Consider the following 16,318-nt stretch of genomic DNA (forward strand, 5'->3'; position numbering starts at 1 on the left):
GGCCCTGCGGACGGGCGTCGGGGGTCAGTTCGTGCCCTTGTCCGCCGCGTCCTGTGCGGCGGCGAGCGCGTCCTCGGGGCTCTTGCCGCCGGACAGAGTGCTCTGAACGGCGGTCCACATCGGCTCGGAGATGGTCGGGTACGTGGTGCCGAGTCCGCCACTGGTGCGGCCTCGGGCCGCGGCCACGGCCTCGACCCAGGGCTTGAGCTTCTCGTTCTGAGCGACCTGCTGCTTCTGCACGGAGTCGGTCGGGGCGACGTAGGTCAGCGTGGTGTCCGTCTTCAGGACGTTCCCGGCACTGGTCAGGCAGTTGGTGATCTTGCTGCTGGCGGCGTAGCGCGCGGTGTCCTTCTGCACGGGGATCGTGACGAACTCGCCCCCGGTGGGCACGGGCGCCGCACCACCGTCGCGGCCGGGGATGGGGATCACGCCGTAGTCGAAGCCGGCCTTCTCCGCATTGCCGAGTTGCCAGGTGCCGTTCTCCGCGAACGCGTAGTCGCCCGTGGCGAACTCCTGCCAGCTGGTCGTCTGTGTGTTCTGGAGGACGCTCTTGGGCGCGTATCCGCTGTCGACCCACTGCTTCCACAGATCGAGCGCCGCCCGGCCCTCGGCGGAGTCCAGCTTCGTCAGGTCGCCGCCGGCACCCCAGAACCAGGGCAGGAACTGGAAGCTGCCCTCCTCTGTGTTGATGGCGGAGAAGGTGATGCCCTTCTTTCCCTTCCCCTTGACCTTCTTCAGCGCCGCTGTCAGCGAGTCCCAGTCGGTGATCGAGGCCGGTTCGACGCCGGCCGCGTCCAGGACCTTCTTGTTGTAGTAGAGAGCGAGGGTGTTGGCGCCGATCGGTGTTCCGTAGGCGTCGCCGTCGATGGTGCCTGCGCCCAGGATGTTCTTCTGCACCGCGTCGGTCTTCAGACCGACGTCGGTGACCTTGTTGAGGATCCCCGCTTCCACCAGCGTCGACACGACCGGGTTGTCCACCAGCATGACGTCGGGGGCGTTGCCCTGCTGCGCGGCGAGCAGAGCCTTGTTGCCCAGGTCCGTGGTGTCGTACGCGGTGCGCTTGACCTGGACACCGGCCTCGGTACCGCACTGCTGGACGAGCTTGCCCCACTGGGACGAGGCGTCGAACTGCGGGTACGGGTCCCAGAAGGTGTAGGTCTGCTTGCCGTCGCCATCAGCGCCGGAGGGGCCGGAGCCGCCTCCGCAGGCGGCGAGAGTGCCGAGTGCCGCGACGACGGCTACGGCGGTGATCAGTTTGGGGCGCGCAGAGCTCACGATGACCTCGCTGTGTTGGCGGAGTGGGTGTGCACGAGTGGAGCGGGGAGGAGCGGCATGGAGGGGGTTCAGGACATGCCGAAGCCCGAAGGCAGGGGGTCAGAACGTGGGGAGCCATACGCGCATGGGGCCGTCCTGGCGATTGGCCCAGGCGTAATAGGGAATGGCGGTGAGTTCGAGGGGGTCGCCGCTCTGTCCGGAGTCCGCCACGGCGTCCGCGTACGGCCACCAGCCCCTGTCCTCGTCGGGCCGACGTCGCCCGGCGGCGACGATCGTGGTGACGCCACCGAGCAGTTCGGGGCGGTGCTCGACGGCGAGCGGCCGGGTCGGGTCGACGACGATGTCGTCCAGTCCCCCGCCGGGGTGGTCGACGCCTTCCAGGCAGTACACGAGGGGCCCGCGCTCGATCGCGACGCAACCACGCACCGCGTCCGCCCGCGGGTCCGCCGTCGTCAGCCGTGGTCCCAGGGAGAGGTCGAGGACGACGTGGTCTCCGGGGGCCCAGGTGCGCTCAAGGCGCAGCCATCCGTCCCTGACGGGAGCGTTCGTCGCGTCGTACGTGGTGCTGCCACAGCGCACTCGGTAGTCGGAGCACCACCGCGGGATCCGCAGCGAGAGAGTCCAGGGGCGGTCGGCCGGGGCCTCGTCGACGGTGACGGCGATCGTGCCCTGCCACGGGTACTCGGTCTCGACCCGCGCCACGACGGGGGTGCCGCCGACGTCCGCGGTGACGCGGCCGGTGACGTACTGGTGGATCTGGAGGCCGTCCTCGTCGCCGGAGGCGAGGTAGTGCTCCAGGGAGGCCAGCAGCCGCATCGCGTTCGGCGGGCAGCAGGCGCAGCGGAACCAGCGGGTGCGACGGGCGGACTGGTCGCCGCCCGTGTCGGTGTGGCCGTCGCGGACCTGGAGCGGGTTGACGTACAACCAGCGTTCGCCGTCCAGGGAGACGCCGGCCAGGAAGCCGTTGTAGAGGGTGCGTTCGATGAGGTCGCCGTAGCGGGCCTCGCCGGTGAGCAGGGCCATCCGCCAGCTCCACTGGATGGAGGCGATGGCGGCGCAGGTCTCGCAGTAGGCGCGCTCGTTCGGCAGCTCGAAGGGGTCGCCGAAGTCCTCCTCGTCGTGGTGGGCGCCGAGTCCGCCGGTGATGTGCGTCTTCGTGCGGGTCATGGCGTCCCACAACCGCTCGGCGGCGGCGCGGAGTTCGGCGTCGCCCGTCTCGGTCGCCAGGTCGGTGGCCGCGGCCAGCAGATACAGCTGGCGGACGGCGTGGCCCTCCACGTTCGTGGCCTCGCGTACGGGGACCCGGTCCTGGCAGTACGCCTCGCCGCCGAGCAGTCCGTGGCCGAAGCGGTCGACGAAGTAGCCGGCGAGGTCGAGGTAGCGGCGTTCACCGGTCTCGCGGTACAGCTCGACGAGGGCGGTCTCGACCTCGGGGTGAGCGTCGATGCCGTCGATGGGCCTGCCGCTGCCGGGCGGGCCGAAGACGGAGTCGATGTGGTCGGCGAACTTGACTGCGACGTCGAGGAGTTCGCGACGACCGGTGCTGCGGTGGTGTGCCACCGCGGCCTGGATCAGATGTCCTGCGCAGTACAGCTCGTGCCCCCAGCGCAGGTCCTTGTACCGTTCGCCTCCCTTCAGGAGCTGGAACCAGGTGTTCAGGTAGCCGTCGGGCTGCTGGGCCTCGGCGACCAGGGAGACGATGCGTTCGACGTCGGCAGCGAGCCGGTCGTGGTCCTGTCGTCGCTGGCCGAGCTGCCACGACGCGGCTTCCAGCCACTTGTAGACGTCCGTGTCGACGAAGGGGTAACCGCCCCGGAACGCACCATCGGCGGTACCCGCCACGATCCGCAGGTTGCTCAGATTCCCCGCGGACTCGAGGAGCTCGGGACCCTGCGGTATCGACGTGCGGGCGTTCACATCGCGTCGGCTGTGCCAGAAACCGGCACGGATCTCGGCGGCGGCGGGAACGAGGGCGGCGCTCGCACCCGGGCCGGGACGGACGGGACCCGCGGGGACGCTGTTCTGTCCGGGAGGGAGCGAGGGCGACGGCGGCACGGCTGAACCAGGGCGGGGCATGACTCTCCGGAAGAAGTAGACGAGGAAGAGGGTGTCCGGCCCGCTGTGGATGCAGACGTGCCGGACACCGGTCGACGGGTCGTGGCGGGCCGGGCGGATGGGCTCGGGGGGCCAACGGACTCGCCTGGAGCAAGTTTGAGCAATCGTTTTTCTAGCGGAAACCTAGGAAGCCCTCGGGGTGGAGTCAAGGGGGATGACCGAAGTATCTTTGAGCCTGACGAAGGCTGGCCTGGAGAGGCCGGCGATGCCAGGATGCGGTGTCCGACGTCCGACAGGAAAAGGTTTGCGCGTGACCGCAGAAGCAGGTTCCACTCCAGTCGAGCGGGCGAAGCTCGCCGATGTCGCCCGGCTCGCGGGCGTGAGCGTCGGGACGGCCTCCAAAGCCCTGAGCGGCAGCGGCAGGATGCGCCCCGAGACCCGCCAGCGGGTCCTGGACGCCGTCGCCACGCTCGACTTCAGGCCGAACCCGCAGGCGCAGGGTCTGCACACCGGCCGCAGCTGGACGGTCGGCCTGATGACGACCGACGGCATCGGGCGCTTCAGTACCCCCGTCCTGCTCGGCGCGGAGGACGCGCTCGGCGCGGGCGAGATCTCCGTGCTGCTCTGTGACACGCGCGGCGACGTCATCCGCGAGCAGCATCATCTGCGCAACCTGACGAACCGCCGGGTCGATGGCATCATCGTGACCGGTCGGCGCACCGACCCGCGCGCACCGCTGAAGGGGGTGCAGCCGACCCCGACGGTCTACGCTCTGTCTCCCTCGACCGATCCCGCGGACATGTCCGTCGTCTCCGACGAGGCGAGCGGGGTGACCCTGGCGGTCGAGCACCTGCTCGCCACCGGGCGCACCCGCATCGCGCACGTCACGGGACCGGCCCATCACGCCGCCGCGCAGAACCGGGCCCGGCACACCGTGGACCTGCTCGAAGCCGCCGGGCTGGAGCCGGCCACCGGCCGCGTTCACTTCGGCGAGTGGAGCGAGGCATGGGGCCGGCGAGCCGTCGACGCCGTGCTGCGCACCGCCCCGGAAACGGACGCGTTCTTCTGCGGCAATGACCAGATCGCCCGGGGCGTGACGGACGCGTTGCGGGAGAATGGCGTGAGCGTCCCGGACCGGGTCGCCGTCGTGGGCTACGACAACTGGGACACCATGGCGCTGGCCAGCCGCCCGCCCCTGACGACGATCGACACCAACCTCACCGAGATCGGCCGACAGGCCGCCCTGCGACTCCTGGAAGCCATCAACTCCAAGCCCACCCCGGGCGTGCACACGGTTCCGTGTCAGCTGGTGGTCCGTGAATCCACCTGACCGGTCGAGAAGGAAAACCCACCGGTCGACGACGTCACGGACTGTCGGCTGCCCTGCCTGCCGCGTCGCGGCCTTCAGCCCCGTGGTGCGACACGGATACGGTTCCCGTCAGGATCGGCCGCGAGGAAGGTCAGCCCGAATCCCGCATCGTGTGGCTCCTGCAGGATCGTGACGCCCTTGGACTGCCACTGCTCGAAGATGGCCTTGATCGCGTGGGGCCCCTCGTTGCTGGCCAGACAAATTTCACTGGTGCGCGGGACGTCCGCCGACAGGTCGTCGAGCCGCCCGGACCACACAGCGAGGTCAGCGCCCGGACCGAGGGCGAAGGTGATGTACCTCCGAGTCTCGAACGAAGGGCTCATGCCGAGCAGGTCGCCGTAGAAGCGTGCTGCGGCACGAGCGTCGTTCACGTAGACGATGGTCACGACGGATGTGGTCATGGTTCTTCCTTCCGGCAGTTCGTGGGTACGCAGCCGCCAGCCTGGCCGGGATATGCGCCGCATGATGTCGCAGTTTCCGAAAGGCTTTGTGTGTGACCCCAGACCGTTTCTTCGCCCTGATGCTGCTCCTGGCATCGAGGGATGCCGTGACCACACAGGAACTCGCCTCGGCGCTCGGGGTGTCCCTTCGAACCGTCACCCGGGATCTGAACTGGCTCCGCGAGGCCGGCCTCCCGGTGACCGCGCAACGAGGCCGCCTCGGAGGCGTGACCATGCTGCCCGGATCCGGGCTCGACCTCACGCGACTCACGCCCGGAGAGCGTGACCATCTCTCGCTCGCCGGCCTGGACGAGAAACAACGTGCGGAGCTCGACGCATCGGTGGAGAGCCGGCGCGCGCTCTCCAAGATCGCCGCCGCACAGCGACAGCGAACGGACGGGCTCCTGCCGCTCACCGACGTAGTCCACGTGGACAGCCGTCACTGGCTCCGGGAACCGGCTTCCGGCCCGACTCCGGCTTCGCTGATCGTCCCGGTGCGGCGAGGTCGCCGGCTGTGGATCGAGTACGACAGCACACGCGAGTCATGCCCGCGCGCCCTGGTCGTCGATCCCTACGGGCTGTTCGCCAAGGCAGGCGTCTGGTACCTCGTCGCCGACTGTGCCCGAGCGCCACGGATGTACCGTCTCGAACGGATCACCACGTGGAAGGAAGTCGACCAACCGCGACGGCTCCGCGTGAACGAGACCCTGGCCACCGTCGCCGCAGCCCTCGTCGAGCGGTGGGAGCACGGACATGTGGTGGAGGTCAGTGCCACCATCGACCGGACCCAGATCGAGCGAGCGCGGCGGGTCCTCGGCCAACGATTGGTCCAGGACGAAGCCGAGGAATCCGCCTCCGGCCACAGGGTGACGATCCGCTTCCTGCGTCTGGAGGACGTGCGAACACTGCTGCCCTTCGGGAGCAGCATCACGGTGCACGGCCCTGCCGAAGCCAGGGCCCACCTCCGCGACCTCGCCACGGACCTCGCCCGGCACTACGCGGCGCCACCAACGCCCTGACCCGCAACACCGACGGCTGGCGGTTACGCGCCGACTCCCGCACCACGGCCGCGGCCACCGGTCCTGCCGCGCCGGTGGCACGGCAGGACCCGGGCGTATCCGTGCGGGGCCCTCTACGGGCTCAGGGGGCCTCGTTCACGAGGTGGGCGGCGGCATCGGTCACATCCGATGGGGCGGCCATTGCCGTACCCAGAACGAATGCAGCGGCGAACAGCACGGTTGCGATGAGCTTCGTCAAAGTATCTGGATTCCTCATGACGTACGGAAATGCTGACCATGTGGTCCGGATTCAATCGCGACGAATCGTTCCTTCCTGTCGCTTCATCACGCGGACGATCGTTCCTGCGTGCAGCAATTCTTCGGATCGGGGAGCGGCCGGATCGGCGAACCCTTTCTGCTCACTGCTTTTCAAGGATTCGGCCGGCACGTGCACGTCCGTCCAGAGGGATCGCAACCCGAGCGGATACCGGATCTCCTCAAACTTGTCCGCGGGTGAAGTGTGCTCGCCTTCGGGGCTGATGCTCGGCACCGGCCCGGGCCATGCCTCCCGCTCGATGCGCTCCAGGCGGCGGCGGAAGTCGACGTGCAGCTCGTCCATCGTGTCGAAGAAGTTCTCCAGCAAAGAGCGCATTCCCTACCTCCTGTGGCCATGCCCACCGCCGGCTCCCCCTGAGCTGACAGGACAGTTGAGGCCTGAGCTGTACAAGAACGGCGGTGGGTTGTGCGCTCGTGTCGTTCACGGGGTTCCGGACTCCCCAACGACTCTCACCGCCGAAGGGAACGTTCCAATCGGGTGATCCCGCTGGGGCCGGGCGGACCCGCTGAGCAAGCGGCTGCGCGAGGACACGGTGAGCGAGGGCCTCTCGTTGCGGCACGCCGCGTTCGAAATGACCTCCGCCTACGGACGGTGGGAGCGTACGTAGTCAAAGTGGAACGAGCCGCCGGTGGGCCGGTCGCTGCCGCAGCGTTGGGGATGTCAAGCTTCACCGGCCGGGACCATCGGCCGAGATCGGTCGGCGCCGGCACACGAGAACACCGAGAATGAGAGGCAGCATGAGCACACCCGTGACTGACGAACAGATCCGGGCTCTGGCCGCGACCGCGAAGCCCTACAGCCTGGTGCTCCTCCAGTGGGAGCCGGAACGGACCCCGGACGGGGCGGACGCCATCGAGCTCGAACACCAGCGACGCATGGTCTCACTGCGCGCGGAGGGGGTGATCGCGATCCTGTGCCCGGTCGCCTCCGACTCCTTGGCCGGTATCGCGATTATGACCGTGCCGGTTGACGAGGCCGCGGAGATCATGGCCGGGGACCCTTGCGTGCGAGCCGGGATGATGCGTTGCGAGGTTCAGCCGTGCCACGGCTTTCCCGGAGACGCCCTCCCCTCTTGAACCGTCCCGCCTCCCCCGTCTCGGCGGACGCTTCGGTTCGTGCTGCCTCCATGTCACCGCGATCGGCGACCGGTTCCGTAGCCTGACGGTGTTCAGGACCAGGTCCAGCAGGGCTGAGATGCTGTCGCTATGACAGAACGCAAGACTTTCCAGGCGCATCTACGGCAGGCCACCATCGGGATCCTGGAGTGCATCCCCGAGCACCTGAAGCACGAGGTGTACGTCCTGGCCCTCAACATTTGGCGCATCGACGCCGACAACCGCCGCCCGTACGTGGACATCGGCTACAACACGGAGAGTCAGTACCAGAAGGGGATGCTCGGGGACGCCGACCCCTGGGAGGTGCGCTGGAACTATGCCTTCTGGATCCTTGAGGGCTTCGACAGGCTCGGCAACGTGCCCGAGGACCCGGTCGGCGGCCCGCTGTACGAGGAGGAGACCAGGAGGCTCGGCATGTGGTACGACGGCGAGTTCGATCTCGACCGGATGCTGGAGGACGAGAAGCTCAGCGCCAAGTCCGAGCTCCTCGAACTCCACTTCAACGACGCCGTGATCGACCTCGCCCGATACCTCCACTCGAGCGGCACCATAGAGAGGGTCTTCGGCCGCCCACTGCCCGTGGTCATATTCGACATGGACTGTCCGGGCTGGGAGGAGGAGGCCACAAAGGCTGCCAACCCGGCCGACCTGATCCAGGACTTCCTGGCGTAGATCCCCGGTGCACCGGCACTTCCGTGACGTGCCCTCCCCTGTCGAGGCAGCTCGAAGGCGGGCGCGTCCATGAACGCGACCGCTCCTGCCGTATTCAGGAGGCCATCCGTCGAGTGGTCTCCGGGAGGGGGTCGGCCCGGCGGGCTATGTCCAGCAGCGCGCGCAGCGGCCGCTCGGCGAGACCGAGGCGCGGGTGCCAGTGGGCCACGATGCTGACCGGTCGCAGGCTTTCGGTCAGCCGCAACTCCACCAGCTCGCCGCTTTCCAGCTCGCGCGTGACCGCGAGTTCGGGCAGCAGCGAGACCCCGCGCCCGTGTCCGGTCAGCCGCAACAGCGCGGAGAGCGACCCGGTCACCATGGTGAGCTGGGCACCCGCCAGCAGATCCCTGCCGAAGCGGTCCACCAGCATCTCCGAGGTGCAGCCGGGCTCGGAGACCAGGAACTCGTACGCGAGCATCTGCTCGGGCGTGCACACCTGCTGCCGGGCCAACGGATGGCTCGGCGCGGCGACGAGAACCGTGTTGTCGTGGCCCACGACGGTGTGGGGGCCGAGCGCGCGGCGCCCGCTGTCGTACTGGAACACCAGGTCCAGTTCGCCCGCCTCGAAGGCCCGGTCCAGCCGGCTGCGCACGCCCACCGTCAGATCGACGTCGGCGCCGGCGTCGGGCCCCGCGGCACCGTACTCCAGCGCGGCCAGCACATCCGGCATCCAGGCGTGCGCAAGCGACTCCTGGGCGCCGACCCGCAACCGGGGCCGCTCGCCGAGCGCGGCCCGCCGCATGCGCTCCTCCAGCTCCAGCGCCTCGCGCGCGAGCGGAAGGAGCCGCCGGCCGGCCTCGGTGAGTGTCGCGCCCTTGCTTCCGCGAACCAGGACGTTCGTTGCCAGGCCGGACTCCAGCCGCTTCAACTGGGCGCTGACACTGGACTGGGCGTAGCCGAGCCACTGGGCGGCGGCGGAAATCCCACCCTGGTCGGCGACCGCGACAAAAGCGCGCAAATAGCGAGTGTCCACCACGACAGCATATCGGCCCATCGGATTGTCCGATGAGGGCATCGGGCTTGCGGCGTCGCGGCCCACCGGCCTTCCGGGACACGGTGTCCCCATGCGTACCGACAGCGTGGCCCCCACCACGGAACTCCCCGTCACCGCCCCTCCCGCCACGGAATGCCCCGCTCCGGCGGTGGACCATGTACCCGCCCCCTCCACGGCCTGCCGACGCCTCACCTTCGCGGGCATTGCGGCCGGAAACCTGCTCGTCCTGCTCGACACGACGATCCTCAACGTCGCCGTGCCCGACCTCCAGAGCTCCCTGCACCCCTCGGCCGCCGCCCTGCCCTGGGCCGTGGACGCCTACACCGTCGTCTTCGCCGGGCTCCTGCCGGCCGGAGGAGTCATCGCCGACAGATGGGGCGCGCGCCGCGTCTACGCGGCTTCGCTCGCCGCCTTCGCCCTGCTGTCCGTGCTGTGCGCCCTCGCCCCCGACGTCGGCACCCTGATCGTTGGCCGGGCCCTGCTCGGTGCCGCGGGCGCGGGCCTGGTGCCTGCCTCGCTCGCCCTGCTGATCCATGGCAACCCGGGCCAGGCGCGGCGCACCAGGGCCATCGGCGCGTGGACCGCGTTGAGCGGCCTCGGCGCGGCGGTCGGTCCGGTGCTCGGCGGCGGCCTGGTCGAACTGGGCGGCTGGCGCCTGGTGTTCCTCGTCAATCCTCCCCTCGCGCTCGCCGCGCTGTTGCTGGCCCGCCGTCTGCCGGTGCCTCCTGCGCGTACGGCGGGTGGGCTGGACCGCCTCGGTCTGCTGCTGTCCACCGCGGGGCTGGGTGTGCTGACGTTCGGTTTGGTCGAGGCGGGCATCGCCGGCTGGGGTTCGGCCCGCGTCCTGGTCCCGCTCGCCGTTGCCGCGCTCGTCTTCGCCGTCCTCGCACGCGTCGAGCGCCGCGTCGCCTCCCCCGTGCTGCCGCCCGCGCTGCTCGCCCTGCCCCGGGTCCGGGCGGCCATGGCGGCTGCGGCGGTCTCGTGCTTCGCGTACTTCGGCGGTATGTACATGTTCGCCGTGTGGCTTCAGCACACCTACGCGCTCACCTCGTTCAAGGCGGGCCTGGCGTCCCTGCCGATCGCCTTCCCGGTGTGCGTCATGCCGTTCTTCACCGGCCGCCTGGTGGCCCGGTTCGGGCCGCGCCCGGTGTTGCTCGCAGGTATGTCGGCGTGTGCGGTCTCGGGCGCGCTGCTCGTCCTCGCCACCGGCAGCACCCCGTCGCTGACGCTGATCGTCGTGGTCGAGCTGGCGCTGGCCGCTACGGGCACTCTCTCCATCCCCGGCGCCGCGGCCGCGATGGCCATGTCGGCCCCGCCCGAGTACGTCGCCACCAGTCAGGGAGCGCTCAACGGCATCCGGCAGGCGGGCGCGGCCCTGGGCGTCGCGGTGCTCGGCACCATCGCCGTGCTGTCGACGGCGGGCTGGATTCTGCTCGGCATCGGCCTCCTCGCGGTCCTGCTCGTCGCCCGGGCCACCGCGAAGGAACGGGGATGAACCCTCATCGCATCGGTTGCGTCGCTACCCCGCCGCGAGACGGTCGAGCGACGGCTCTCGGCATGCCCTGGGGTTCTCCGGACGAAGCGAAACGCCGCCGGGTCGAGACGGCCCGAGGCCGTCCGCCCCGGCGGCGTTCGCCGGGCGGTGCGCCGACCGCGACAGCGGTGTCCTGGCCCAAGGTCGGCCGGTCGGTCAGGAGTCGCTGCCGCCGGCCGGCGTCGCATCGCCGAGCATGGCGAGGTTCAGCACGTTGCCGGAGATGCCCCAGCCGCCGTCGGCGACCTCTTCCACCAGAACCATGGTGTTGTTGCGGGCACGCTCGCCGTAGATCTCGACATACAGCTCAGTGGTGCGCGTGACGATCTCCTCCTTCTGCTTCGGAGTGAGGGTCTTCTCGGGGACCTTGAAGTTCGCGAAGGGCATGGTTGATGTTCCTTTTCTCAGATCGGTGGAGGGGTGGCTGCAGGTGGTTCAGATGATTCCGCCGTTGGCGCGGAGGACCTGTCCGTTGATCCAGTGGCCGGCCGGGGAGGCCAGAAACGCGACGACCTCGGCAATGTCGGCCGGAGTCCCGAGGCGCTCCAGCGGGGGTTGGGCGGCCAGGCGGGCGATGGTCTCCTCGTCCTTGCCGTCCAGGAACAGGTCGGTGGCCGTGGGGCCGGGGGCGACGGTGTTGGCGGTGACGTCCCGGCCCCGCAGTTCCCGGGCCAGGATCAGCGTCAGCGCCTCGACCGCGCCCTTACTGGCGGCGTACGCGCCGTATCCCGGAAAGGCCAGCCCCACCACGGACGTGGAGAACGTCACGATCGCGCCGCCGGGGCGCAGCCGGCGGGCGGCCTGCTGGACGACGACGAACGTGCCGCGGATGTTGGTGCGGTGCAGGTCGTCCAGGACGGCCAGGTCCAGCTCGGTGATCGGCGCCAGGTGCATCCGCCCGGCCGCGTGCACGACGACGTCGGCGCCGCCGAACTCCGCTTCGGCCGCGTCGAACAAGGCCGCCACTGCGCGATCGTCGGCGACGTCCGCGCGTATGGCGACGGCCCGGCCCCCGCAGGCGACGGCCTCCGCAACGGCGGCTTCGGCCTCGTCCTGCTCGCCGGCATAACCGACCACGACGGCGTACCCCTCGGCGGCGAGCCGGCCGACGGTCCGGCGGCCGATGCCGCGCGAGCCGCCGGTGACGATCGCGACCCGGGGTGAGGCGGAGAGTTGTGCCGAGGTGGTGGTCCCGGCGGGGGAAGTGGGGCGAGGCATAGCTGGCTCCTGTGCTGGGTGGGGCGCGGGCCGCGGCTCTGCCGTCGCCCCGCTGCGTCCTCCACGATCGGCCGGCCGCCCGGCCCCAGCCAGGGCTGCGTCCACCCAGGGGATGCCACCCCCTGGCTGCGCTCCGGCGCAAGAGCGACCATGAAGGGGTGAACCTTCCAGAACTGGGCGCTTTCCTCAGGACGCGCCGCGACCGCATCCGCCCCGCCGACGTCGGTCTCCCCCAAGGCCCGCGTCGGCGCGTCCCCGGACTGCGCCGTGAGGAAGTCGCGCAGCTGGCAGGGCTGTCAGTCGACTACTACACCGAGCTGGAACGCGGCAGCGCGAAAAACGGAGTGCAGCCCTCGACGCAGACTCTGGTCGCCCTCGCCCGTGCCCTGCGCCTGAACGGCGACGAGCGCGACCATCTGTTCCACCTGGCCGAACGGCTGGTTCCCTCGTCCGCACACGCCCCATCGGCACACGCGCAGCCCGCGCTCCTCGGACTCCTGGACCGGCTGTCCAACACCCCCGCGCGTGTCATCACCGACCTCCACGAAACCCTGGCGCAGAACGATCTGGCCCTCGCCCTGCTCGGCAGGTCCCCGGCACTCCGCGGCCCGGCAGCGAGCCTCGTGTACCGCTGGTTCACCGACTCCCGGGCGCGTGAGATCTACCCGCCCGAGGACCACCCGCAGCACTCCCGGGTCTTCGTGGCCGACCTCCGGGCGGCGGCCGCCAGGCGCGGCCGGAACACGGAGGTCACGGAGATGATCGCCGTGCTGCGCCGCCGCAGCGATGAGTTCGCAGTCCTCTGGGACACCCATGATGTCGCGGTGCGCCGCATGGACCACAAGAGGATCGTCCACCCCGTGCTCGGCGTCATCGAACTCGACTGTTACAGCCTTCTCAGCGAAGACGGACGTCAACGCCTGCTGTGGTTCACGGCCCCGCCCGGGAGCCGGGGCGCCGAGCAACTGGAACTGCTGTCGGTGGCGGGAGCTCAGGACCCGTACGTCGCGGAGGACACGGCGGCACCGGGGAGCTTGCCCGCGACGAGCTCCGCTTGAGCGGGGGTCAGGTCCAGGGGGTGAAAGGCGGGCGGGCGGGGGCGGGGCCGAGCGTGGTGGTCCCGGGCTCGGACCGGTGTCCGAGGCCGGTCCGGTACGCGTTCAGTGCCTCCTCGGTGCGGCCCTCGCGACGCATCAGGTCGCCGAGGAGCCGGCAGATGTCGGCGAGGTCGCCGGCGGCGCCGGTCTGTTCGAGCAGGGAGAGCGCGGTGGCGTAGTGCCGCTCGGCGGACTCGATGTCGTCGGCGCCCTCCGCGATCAGCCCGAGCAGTCGGTGGGCTCCGGCCGCGTGCAACGCGCCACGCCCGTGCTGGAGACCTGCCAGAAGGTTCCCGAGCAGCTCCGCGGCCTCCTCCGTCTTCCCGCTCCTGCGCAGCACGTCGGCGAGCTCGACCTCCACCTGTGAGACGTACAGCGCCGCACGCTTGGAGACCAGCATGGAGCGCGCGGTCCGCAGCGCTTCCTCCGCTTGACGGAGGTCACCGTCCTGCGCGCAGACATAGCCCCGCATCCAGTGGCAGTGGGCAAGTTCGGTCCGCATCTGGAGCTGTTCGTAGAGCTCGGCGGCTCGCGTCAGTGAGATCTGGGCCGCATCGACCCTGCCTTCGGCGATCAGGGTGCGGGCCACGGTGCGGTGCATGCCCGCGACGAGAGCGGGGTCGGACACCTGGGGCACCAGAGCGAGCGCGAGTTCGGCTGCCTGCGCCGCCCGGGCGTGGGCGCCCATGTCCATGTAGGGGGCGATCGAGGCCGTGTACAACTGGAGCAGAGCTCCCGGATCGTGCAGCCCCGAGGTGTTCAGCTCGTCGATCGCGTTCTCGAGCAGGTAGCAGGCGTAACGGAGTTCGCCGGCCAGGTAGTGGGCGACCGCTCTTCCCCGGACCGCACGCGCGCGTACAGGCAGTGGTTCGCCGGCCAGCGCCTGTTCGGCCGCCTCGAACCGGGTGAGGGCTTCGGCCAGATCGCCCGTCTCCAGCGCGCACTCCCCCAGACCGGTGAGGGCGGCTCCGCGTTCCTCGGTGAGCCGGTACTCGTCGGCCTGTCCGAGAACCTGCTCGTAGACGGCCCGTGCGTCTGCGGCGTCCGCGATCGCCAGTACCCGCTGCGCTTCGGTGAGCCGCATGCGCAGTTCGGCGGCGAGATGGGTGGGCCGGCCCGTGGCCAGTTCCTCCTCGGCGACCCCGAGCCGATCGGCGATATGCCGCAGCGCCGCCTCCGATGGCCGCACCTTGCCGGCCTCCAGGGTCGAGACGTACGCGGCGGTGTACTCGGGCTCGGCCAGCTGCCGCTGCGTCAGCCCGCGTTCCTTGCGCATCCGCTTCACCCGTCGACCGATCGTCACGGGGTCTCCCGGCCCCCCGGCGCGGGTCGTCCCGTCGATGCCAGTCCCCGCCCCATCGGCCTGGGCCATGGCGCCCCCTCTCGTCCACCGGAGTCCCCGGCCCTCGTGCGTACCGGCGCACCGCTCCGGACGAACGATGCGGCTCCTGCCGGTGGCACGTCGCATGGTCCCACACACGCCGGTCCCCGCCGGAGCCCAACGGGGCAAGCCCTGTTGGCGATTGCACTGGCCGCCAGTTATCAAAAAGCAACCTGCCGACCGTCCGCTCGCCCGTTGCGCGGCTTCCGACCGCACCCTAAGTTAAACGCCGACTCAAGCACATTGAACAGAGGATTTAATTTTGTGCAGGTGCGGGAGGCCGCCCGTTCGGGCACCCCGCCGGCCCGGCAACGCGGTTCGCCATCGCCTGGACACCAGAGCAAGGATTGACATGCACACAAAGAGAACTGCTGCCATATCCACCGGCGTCGCGCTCGCGGCCGTGCTCGGGGCGGCGCTCGCCGCGTCCGCCGCGGCCGTGGACCCGGAGGAGTCCACGCAGACGCCGAACGTCAGCGTCGAGTACTTCCCCGAACCGGGTGGCGAGGGCCGCCGGACCGAAGTCCCGCTCTCCTACGGAACGCCAGACGCGAGCGCCGCGCTCAGGAGCGCGGCGCCGGCGGCGACGACGGACGGCGAGGTCGCACCGCTGGCCGTGACCGGCTCCTCCGACGACCGGCTGGACGTCGTGATCATCGGCGACGGCTACACCGCCGACGAGCAGGACGCCTTCCACACGGCCGCAGCCGCCAAGTGGGCGGACATCACCGCCATCGAGCCCTACGCGAGCTACAAGGGCCTGATGAACGTCTGGACCGTGGACGCGGTGTCCGCCGAGTCCGGGATCACGGGGGACCCCACTGCCGACGTCACCAGGAACACCGCGCTCGGCAGCTATTTCTGGTGCTCCCAGACCGAGCGGCTGATCTGCGCCGACATCGACAAGGTCGCCGCGTACGCCGAGAAGGCGCCCGACGCCGACCTGGTCGTCGTCGTCTCCCATTCCACCAAGTACGGCGGCGCCGGATACTCCGGGCTGGAGGAGTCCGGATACCCCTTCGACGGCGTCTCGACCCTCTCTTCGGACAACGCGCAGTCGAGCATGATCGCCACGCACGAGATCGCCCACTCGGTCGGCCTGCTCGCGGACGAGTACACGTACGAGGGCTACGGCACCTGGACCGGCGGCGAGTTCACCGAGCCCAACTCCAGCATCCTCACCGCCGCACGGATGGCGAACAGCCGGAGCAAGTGGTACCGCTGGCTCGGCGAGAACGACCCCACGGGCGGCACCGTCGGCACGTACGAGGGCAGCAGCTACTACCCGTTCGGGACCTACCGCCCGACGCAGAACTCGATCATGCGAGCTCTCAACATCAACGAATTCAACCTGCCCGGACGCGAGGCCATGATCGCCGGGTTCTACCGCGAGGCCAACGCTCTGAGCAGCGACGTCGCCACCGGGACCACCATCGGCAGGAAGGACCGGATCACGGTCACGCAGGCCGCGCTCACCGGGCTCGCCGCCCCGCAGCTGCGCTGGTACGTCGACGGGGTCCGGGTGAAGCGGGCCCAGGGCCTCACCGCCGCTGTGCCCGCCACGCTCGGCGTGCCCGCCGACGGCAGGAAACACACCGTCACCGTCGAGTCGGTGGACACCACCACGTCGATCCGCGACCCCAAGGTCCGCGCCGAGGCCACCGACCGGCTGACCTGGAACGTCTCCGCGTCGCCCGCCGCCCACCAGAAGCCGGTCCCCCGGCCCGGCCCGCGGCACTGACCGCCTGGAGCCGCGCGTCGCCTCCGCACGCGGACAGCGGCAGACCTCGTCGG

General features: G+C 70.1%; 15 protein-coding genes. 7 read left to right on the forward strand and 8 right to left on the reverse strand.

Features of this window, described 5'->3' with window-relative positions:
* Positions 1–24: 24 nt before the first annotated feature.
* Positions 25–1,278 carry an extracellular solute-binding protein gene (locus AB0L33_RS24830; RefSeq protein ID WP_365685031.1) on the reverse strand — a complete coding sequence of 418 codons (1,254 nt, stop codon included), beginning with the start codon at positions 1,276–1,278 and terminating at the stop codon, positions 25–27.
* A gap of 96 nt (positions 1,279–1,374) precedes the next feature.
* The gene (locus AB0L33_RS24835) at positions 1,375–3,351 is read right to left on the reverse strand and encodes a beta-L-arabinofuranosidase domain-containing protein (protein WP_365684875.1); all 1,977 of its coding nucleotides are present in this window, start codon (positions 3,349–3,351) and stop codon (positions 1,375–1,377) included.
* A gap of 289 nt (positions 3,352–3,640) precedes the next feature.
* Between AB0L33_RS24835 and AB0L33_RS24840 the strand changes: the two genes are divergently transcribed.
* Positions 3,641–4,660, forward strand: coding sequence for a LacI family DNA-binding transcriptional regulator (locus tag AB0L33_RS24840; protein WP_365684877.1), 1,020 nt, complete (start codon positions 3,641–3,643; stop codon positions 4,658–4,660).
* Between the two features lie 74 nt (positions 4,661–4,734).
* On the opposite strand, the gene AB0L33_RS24845 is transcribed toward AB0L33_RS24840, so the two are convergent.
* Positions 4,735–5,100 carry a VOC family protein gene (locus AB0L33_RS24845; protein WP_365684879.1) on the reverse strand — a complete coding sequence of 122 codons (366 nt, stop codon included), beginning with the start codon at positions 5,098–5,100 and terminating at the stop codon, positions 4,735–4,737.
* A 92-nt stretch (positions 5,101–5,192) separates the two neighbouring features.
* Here AB0L33_RS24845 and AB0L33_RS24850 point away from each other — a divergent pair, with 92 nt between their 5' ends.
* Positions 5,193–6,158: a WYL domain-containing protein gene (locus tag AB0L33_RS24850; protein WP_365684881.1), complete on the forward strand. Its 966-nt coding sequence runs from the start codon at positions 5,193–5,195 to the stop codon at positions 6,156–6,158.
* 289 nt (positions 6,159–6,447) lie between these two features.
* Here AB0L33_RS24850 and AB0L33_RS24855 read toward each other — a convergent pair whose 3' ends face one another.
* The gene (locus AB0L33_RS24855) at positions 6,448–6,789 is read right to left on the reverse strand and encodes a hypothetical protein (RefSeq protein WP_365684883.1); all 342 of its coding nucleotides are present in this window, start codon (positions 6,787–6,789) and stop codon (positions 6,448–6,450) included.
* Positions 6,790–7,211: 422 nt separating this feature from the next.
* On the opposite strand from AB0L33_RS24855, the gene AB0L33_RS24860 reads away from it, so the two are divergent.
* Together AB0L33_RS24860 and AB0L33_RS24865 are read left to right on the forward strand one after the other, a co-directional pair.
* Positions 7,212–7,550 carry a hypothetical protein gene (locus tag AB0L33_RS24860; protein WP_365684885.1) on the forward strand — a complete coding sequence of 113 codons (339 nt, stop codon included), beginning with the start codon at positions 7,212–7,214 and terminating at the stop codon, positions 7,548–7,550.
* Between the two features lie 129 nt (positions 7,551–7,679).
* On the forward strand, positions 7,680–8,261 hold the full coding sequence (locus tag AB0L33_RS24865) for a hypothetical protein (RefSeq protein WP_365684887.1): 582 nt from the start codon (positions 7,680–7,682) through the stop codon (positions 8,259–8,261).
* 94 nt (positions 8,262–8,355) lie between these two features.
* Here AB0L33_RS24865 and AB0L33_RS24870 read toward each other — a convergent pair whose 3' ends face one another.
* Positions 8,356–9,273, reverse strand: coding sequence for a LysR family transcriptional regulator (locus tag AB0L33_RS24870; protein ID WP_365684889.1), 918 nt, complete (start codon positions 9,271–9,273; stop codon positions 8,356–8,358).
* 91 nt (positions 9,274–9,364) lie between these two features.
* Between AB0L33_RS24870 and AB0L33_RS24875 the strand changes: the two genes are divergently transcribed.
* On the forward strand, positions 9,365–10,789 hold the full coding sequence (locus tag AB0L33_RS24875) for an MFS transporter (protein ID WP_365684891.1): 1,425 nt from the start codon (positions 9,365–9,367) through the stop codon (positions 10,787–10,789).
* Positions 10,790–10,984: 195 nt separating this feature from the next.
* Here AB0L33_RS24875 and AB0L33_RS24880 read toward each other — a convergent pair whose 3' ends face one another.
* Positions 10,985–11,215 (reverse strand): 4-oxalocrotonate tautomerase family protein, encoded by a 231-nt coding sequence (locus AB0L33_RS24880; protein WP_365684893.1) that lies wholly within the window; start codon positions 11,213–11,215, stop codon positions 10,985–10,987.
* A gap of 48 nt (positions 11,216–11,263) precedes the next feature.
* On the reverse strand, positions 11,264–12,046 hold the full coding sequence (locus AB0L33_RS24885) for an SDR family oxidoreductase (protein WP_365684895.1): 783 nt from the start codon (positions 12,044–12,046) through the stop codon (positions 11,264–11,266).
* 158 nt (positions 12,047–12,204) lie between these two features.
* Here AB0L33_RS24885 and AB0L33_RS24890 point away from each other — a divergent pair, with 158 nt between their 5' ends.
* On the forward strand, positions 12,205–13,104 hold the full coding sequence (locus tag AB0L33_RS24890) for a helix-turn-helix transcriptional regulator (RefSeq protein WP_365684897.1): 900 nt from the start codon (positions 12,205–12,207) through the stop codon (positions 13,102–13,104).
* A gap of 7 nt (positions 13,105–13,111) precedes the next feature.
* Here the strand turns inward: AB0L33_RS24890 and AB0L33_RS24895 are convergent, their stop codons facing one another.
* Positions 13,112–14,515, reverse strand: coding sequence for a helix-turn-helix domain-containing protein (locus AB0L33_RS24895; protein WP_365684899.1), 1,404 nt, complete (start codon positions 14,513–14,515; stop codon positions 13,112–13,114).
* Positions 14,516–14,876: 361 nt separating this feature from the next.
* Here AB0L33_RS24895 and AB0L33_RS24900 point away from each other — a divergent pair, with 361 nt between their 5' ends.
* A complete protein-coding gene (locus tag AB0L33_RS24900) occupies positions 14,877–16,265 on the forward strand; it encodes a M64 family metallopeptidase (protein WP_365684901.1) in 1,389 nt (462 codons plus the stop codon).
* Positions 16,266–16,318 lie beyond the last annotated feature (53 nt).

The sequence above is a fragment of the Streptomyces sp. NPDC052299 genome, from assembly GCF_040679335.1.
Taxonomy (GTDB): Bacteria; Actinomycetota; Actinomycetes; order Streptomycetales; family Streptomycetaceae; genus Streptomyces.

Coding starts and splice junctions, on each gene's coding strand:
- AB0L33_RS24845 (WP_365684879.1), bottom strand. CDS start 5,100: ATGACCACATCCGTCGTGACCATCGTCTACGTGAACGACGCTCGTGCC.
- AB0L33_RS24865 (WP_365684887.1), top strand. CDS start 7,680: ATGACAGAACGCAAGACTTTCCAGGCGCATCTACGGCAGGCCACCATC.
- AB0L33_RS24875 (WP_365684891.1), top strand. CDS start 9,365: ATGCGTACCGACAGCGTGGCCCCCACCACGGAACTCCCCGTCACCGCC.
- AB0L33_RS24895 (WP_365684899.1), bottom strand. CDS start 14,515: ATGGCCCAGGCCGATGGGGCGGGGACTGGCATCGACGGGACGACCCGC.
- AB0L33_RS24860 (WP_365684885.1), top strand. CDS start 7,212: ATGAGCACACCCGTGACTGACGAACAGATCCGGGCTCTGGCCGCGACC.
- AB0L33_RS24885 (WP_365684895.1), bottom strand. CDS start 12,046: ATGCCTCGCCCCACTTCCCCCGCCGGGACCACCACCTCGGCACAACTC.
- AB0L33_RS24900 (WP_365684901.1), top strand. CDS start 14,877: ATGCACACAAAGAGAACTGCTGCCATATCCACCGGCGTCGCGCTCGCG.
- AB0L33_RS24835 (WP_365684875.1), bottom strand. CDS start 3,351: ATGCCCCGCCCTGGTTCAGCCGTGCCGCCGTCGCCCTCGCTCCCTCCC.
- AB0L33_RS24855 (WP_365684883.1), bottom strand. CDS start 6,789: ATGCGCTCTTTGCTGGAGAACTTCTTCGACACGATGGACGAGCTGCAC.
- AB0L33_RS24880 (WP_365684893.1), bottom strand. CDS start 11,215: ATGCCCTTCGCGAACTTCAAGGTCCCCGAGAAGACCCTCACTCCGAAG.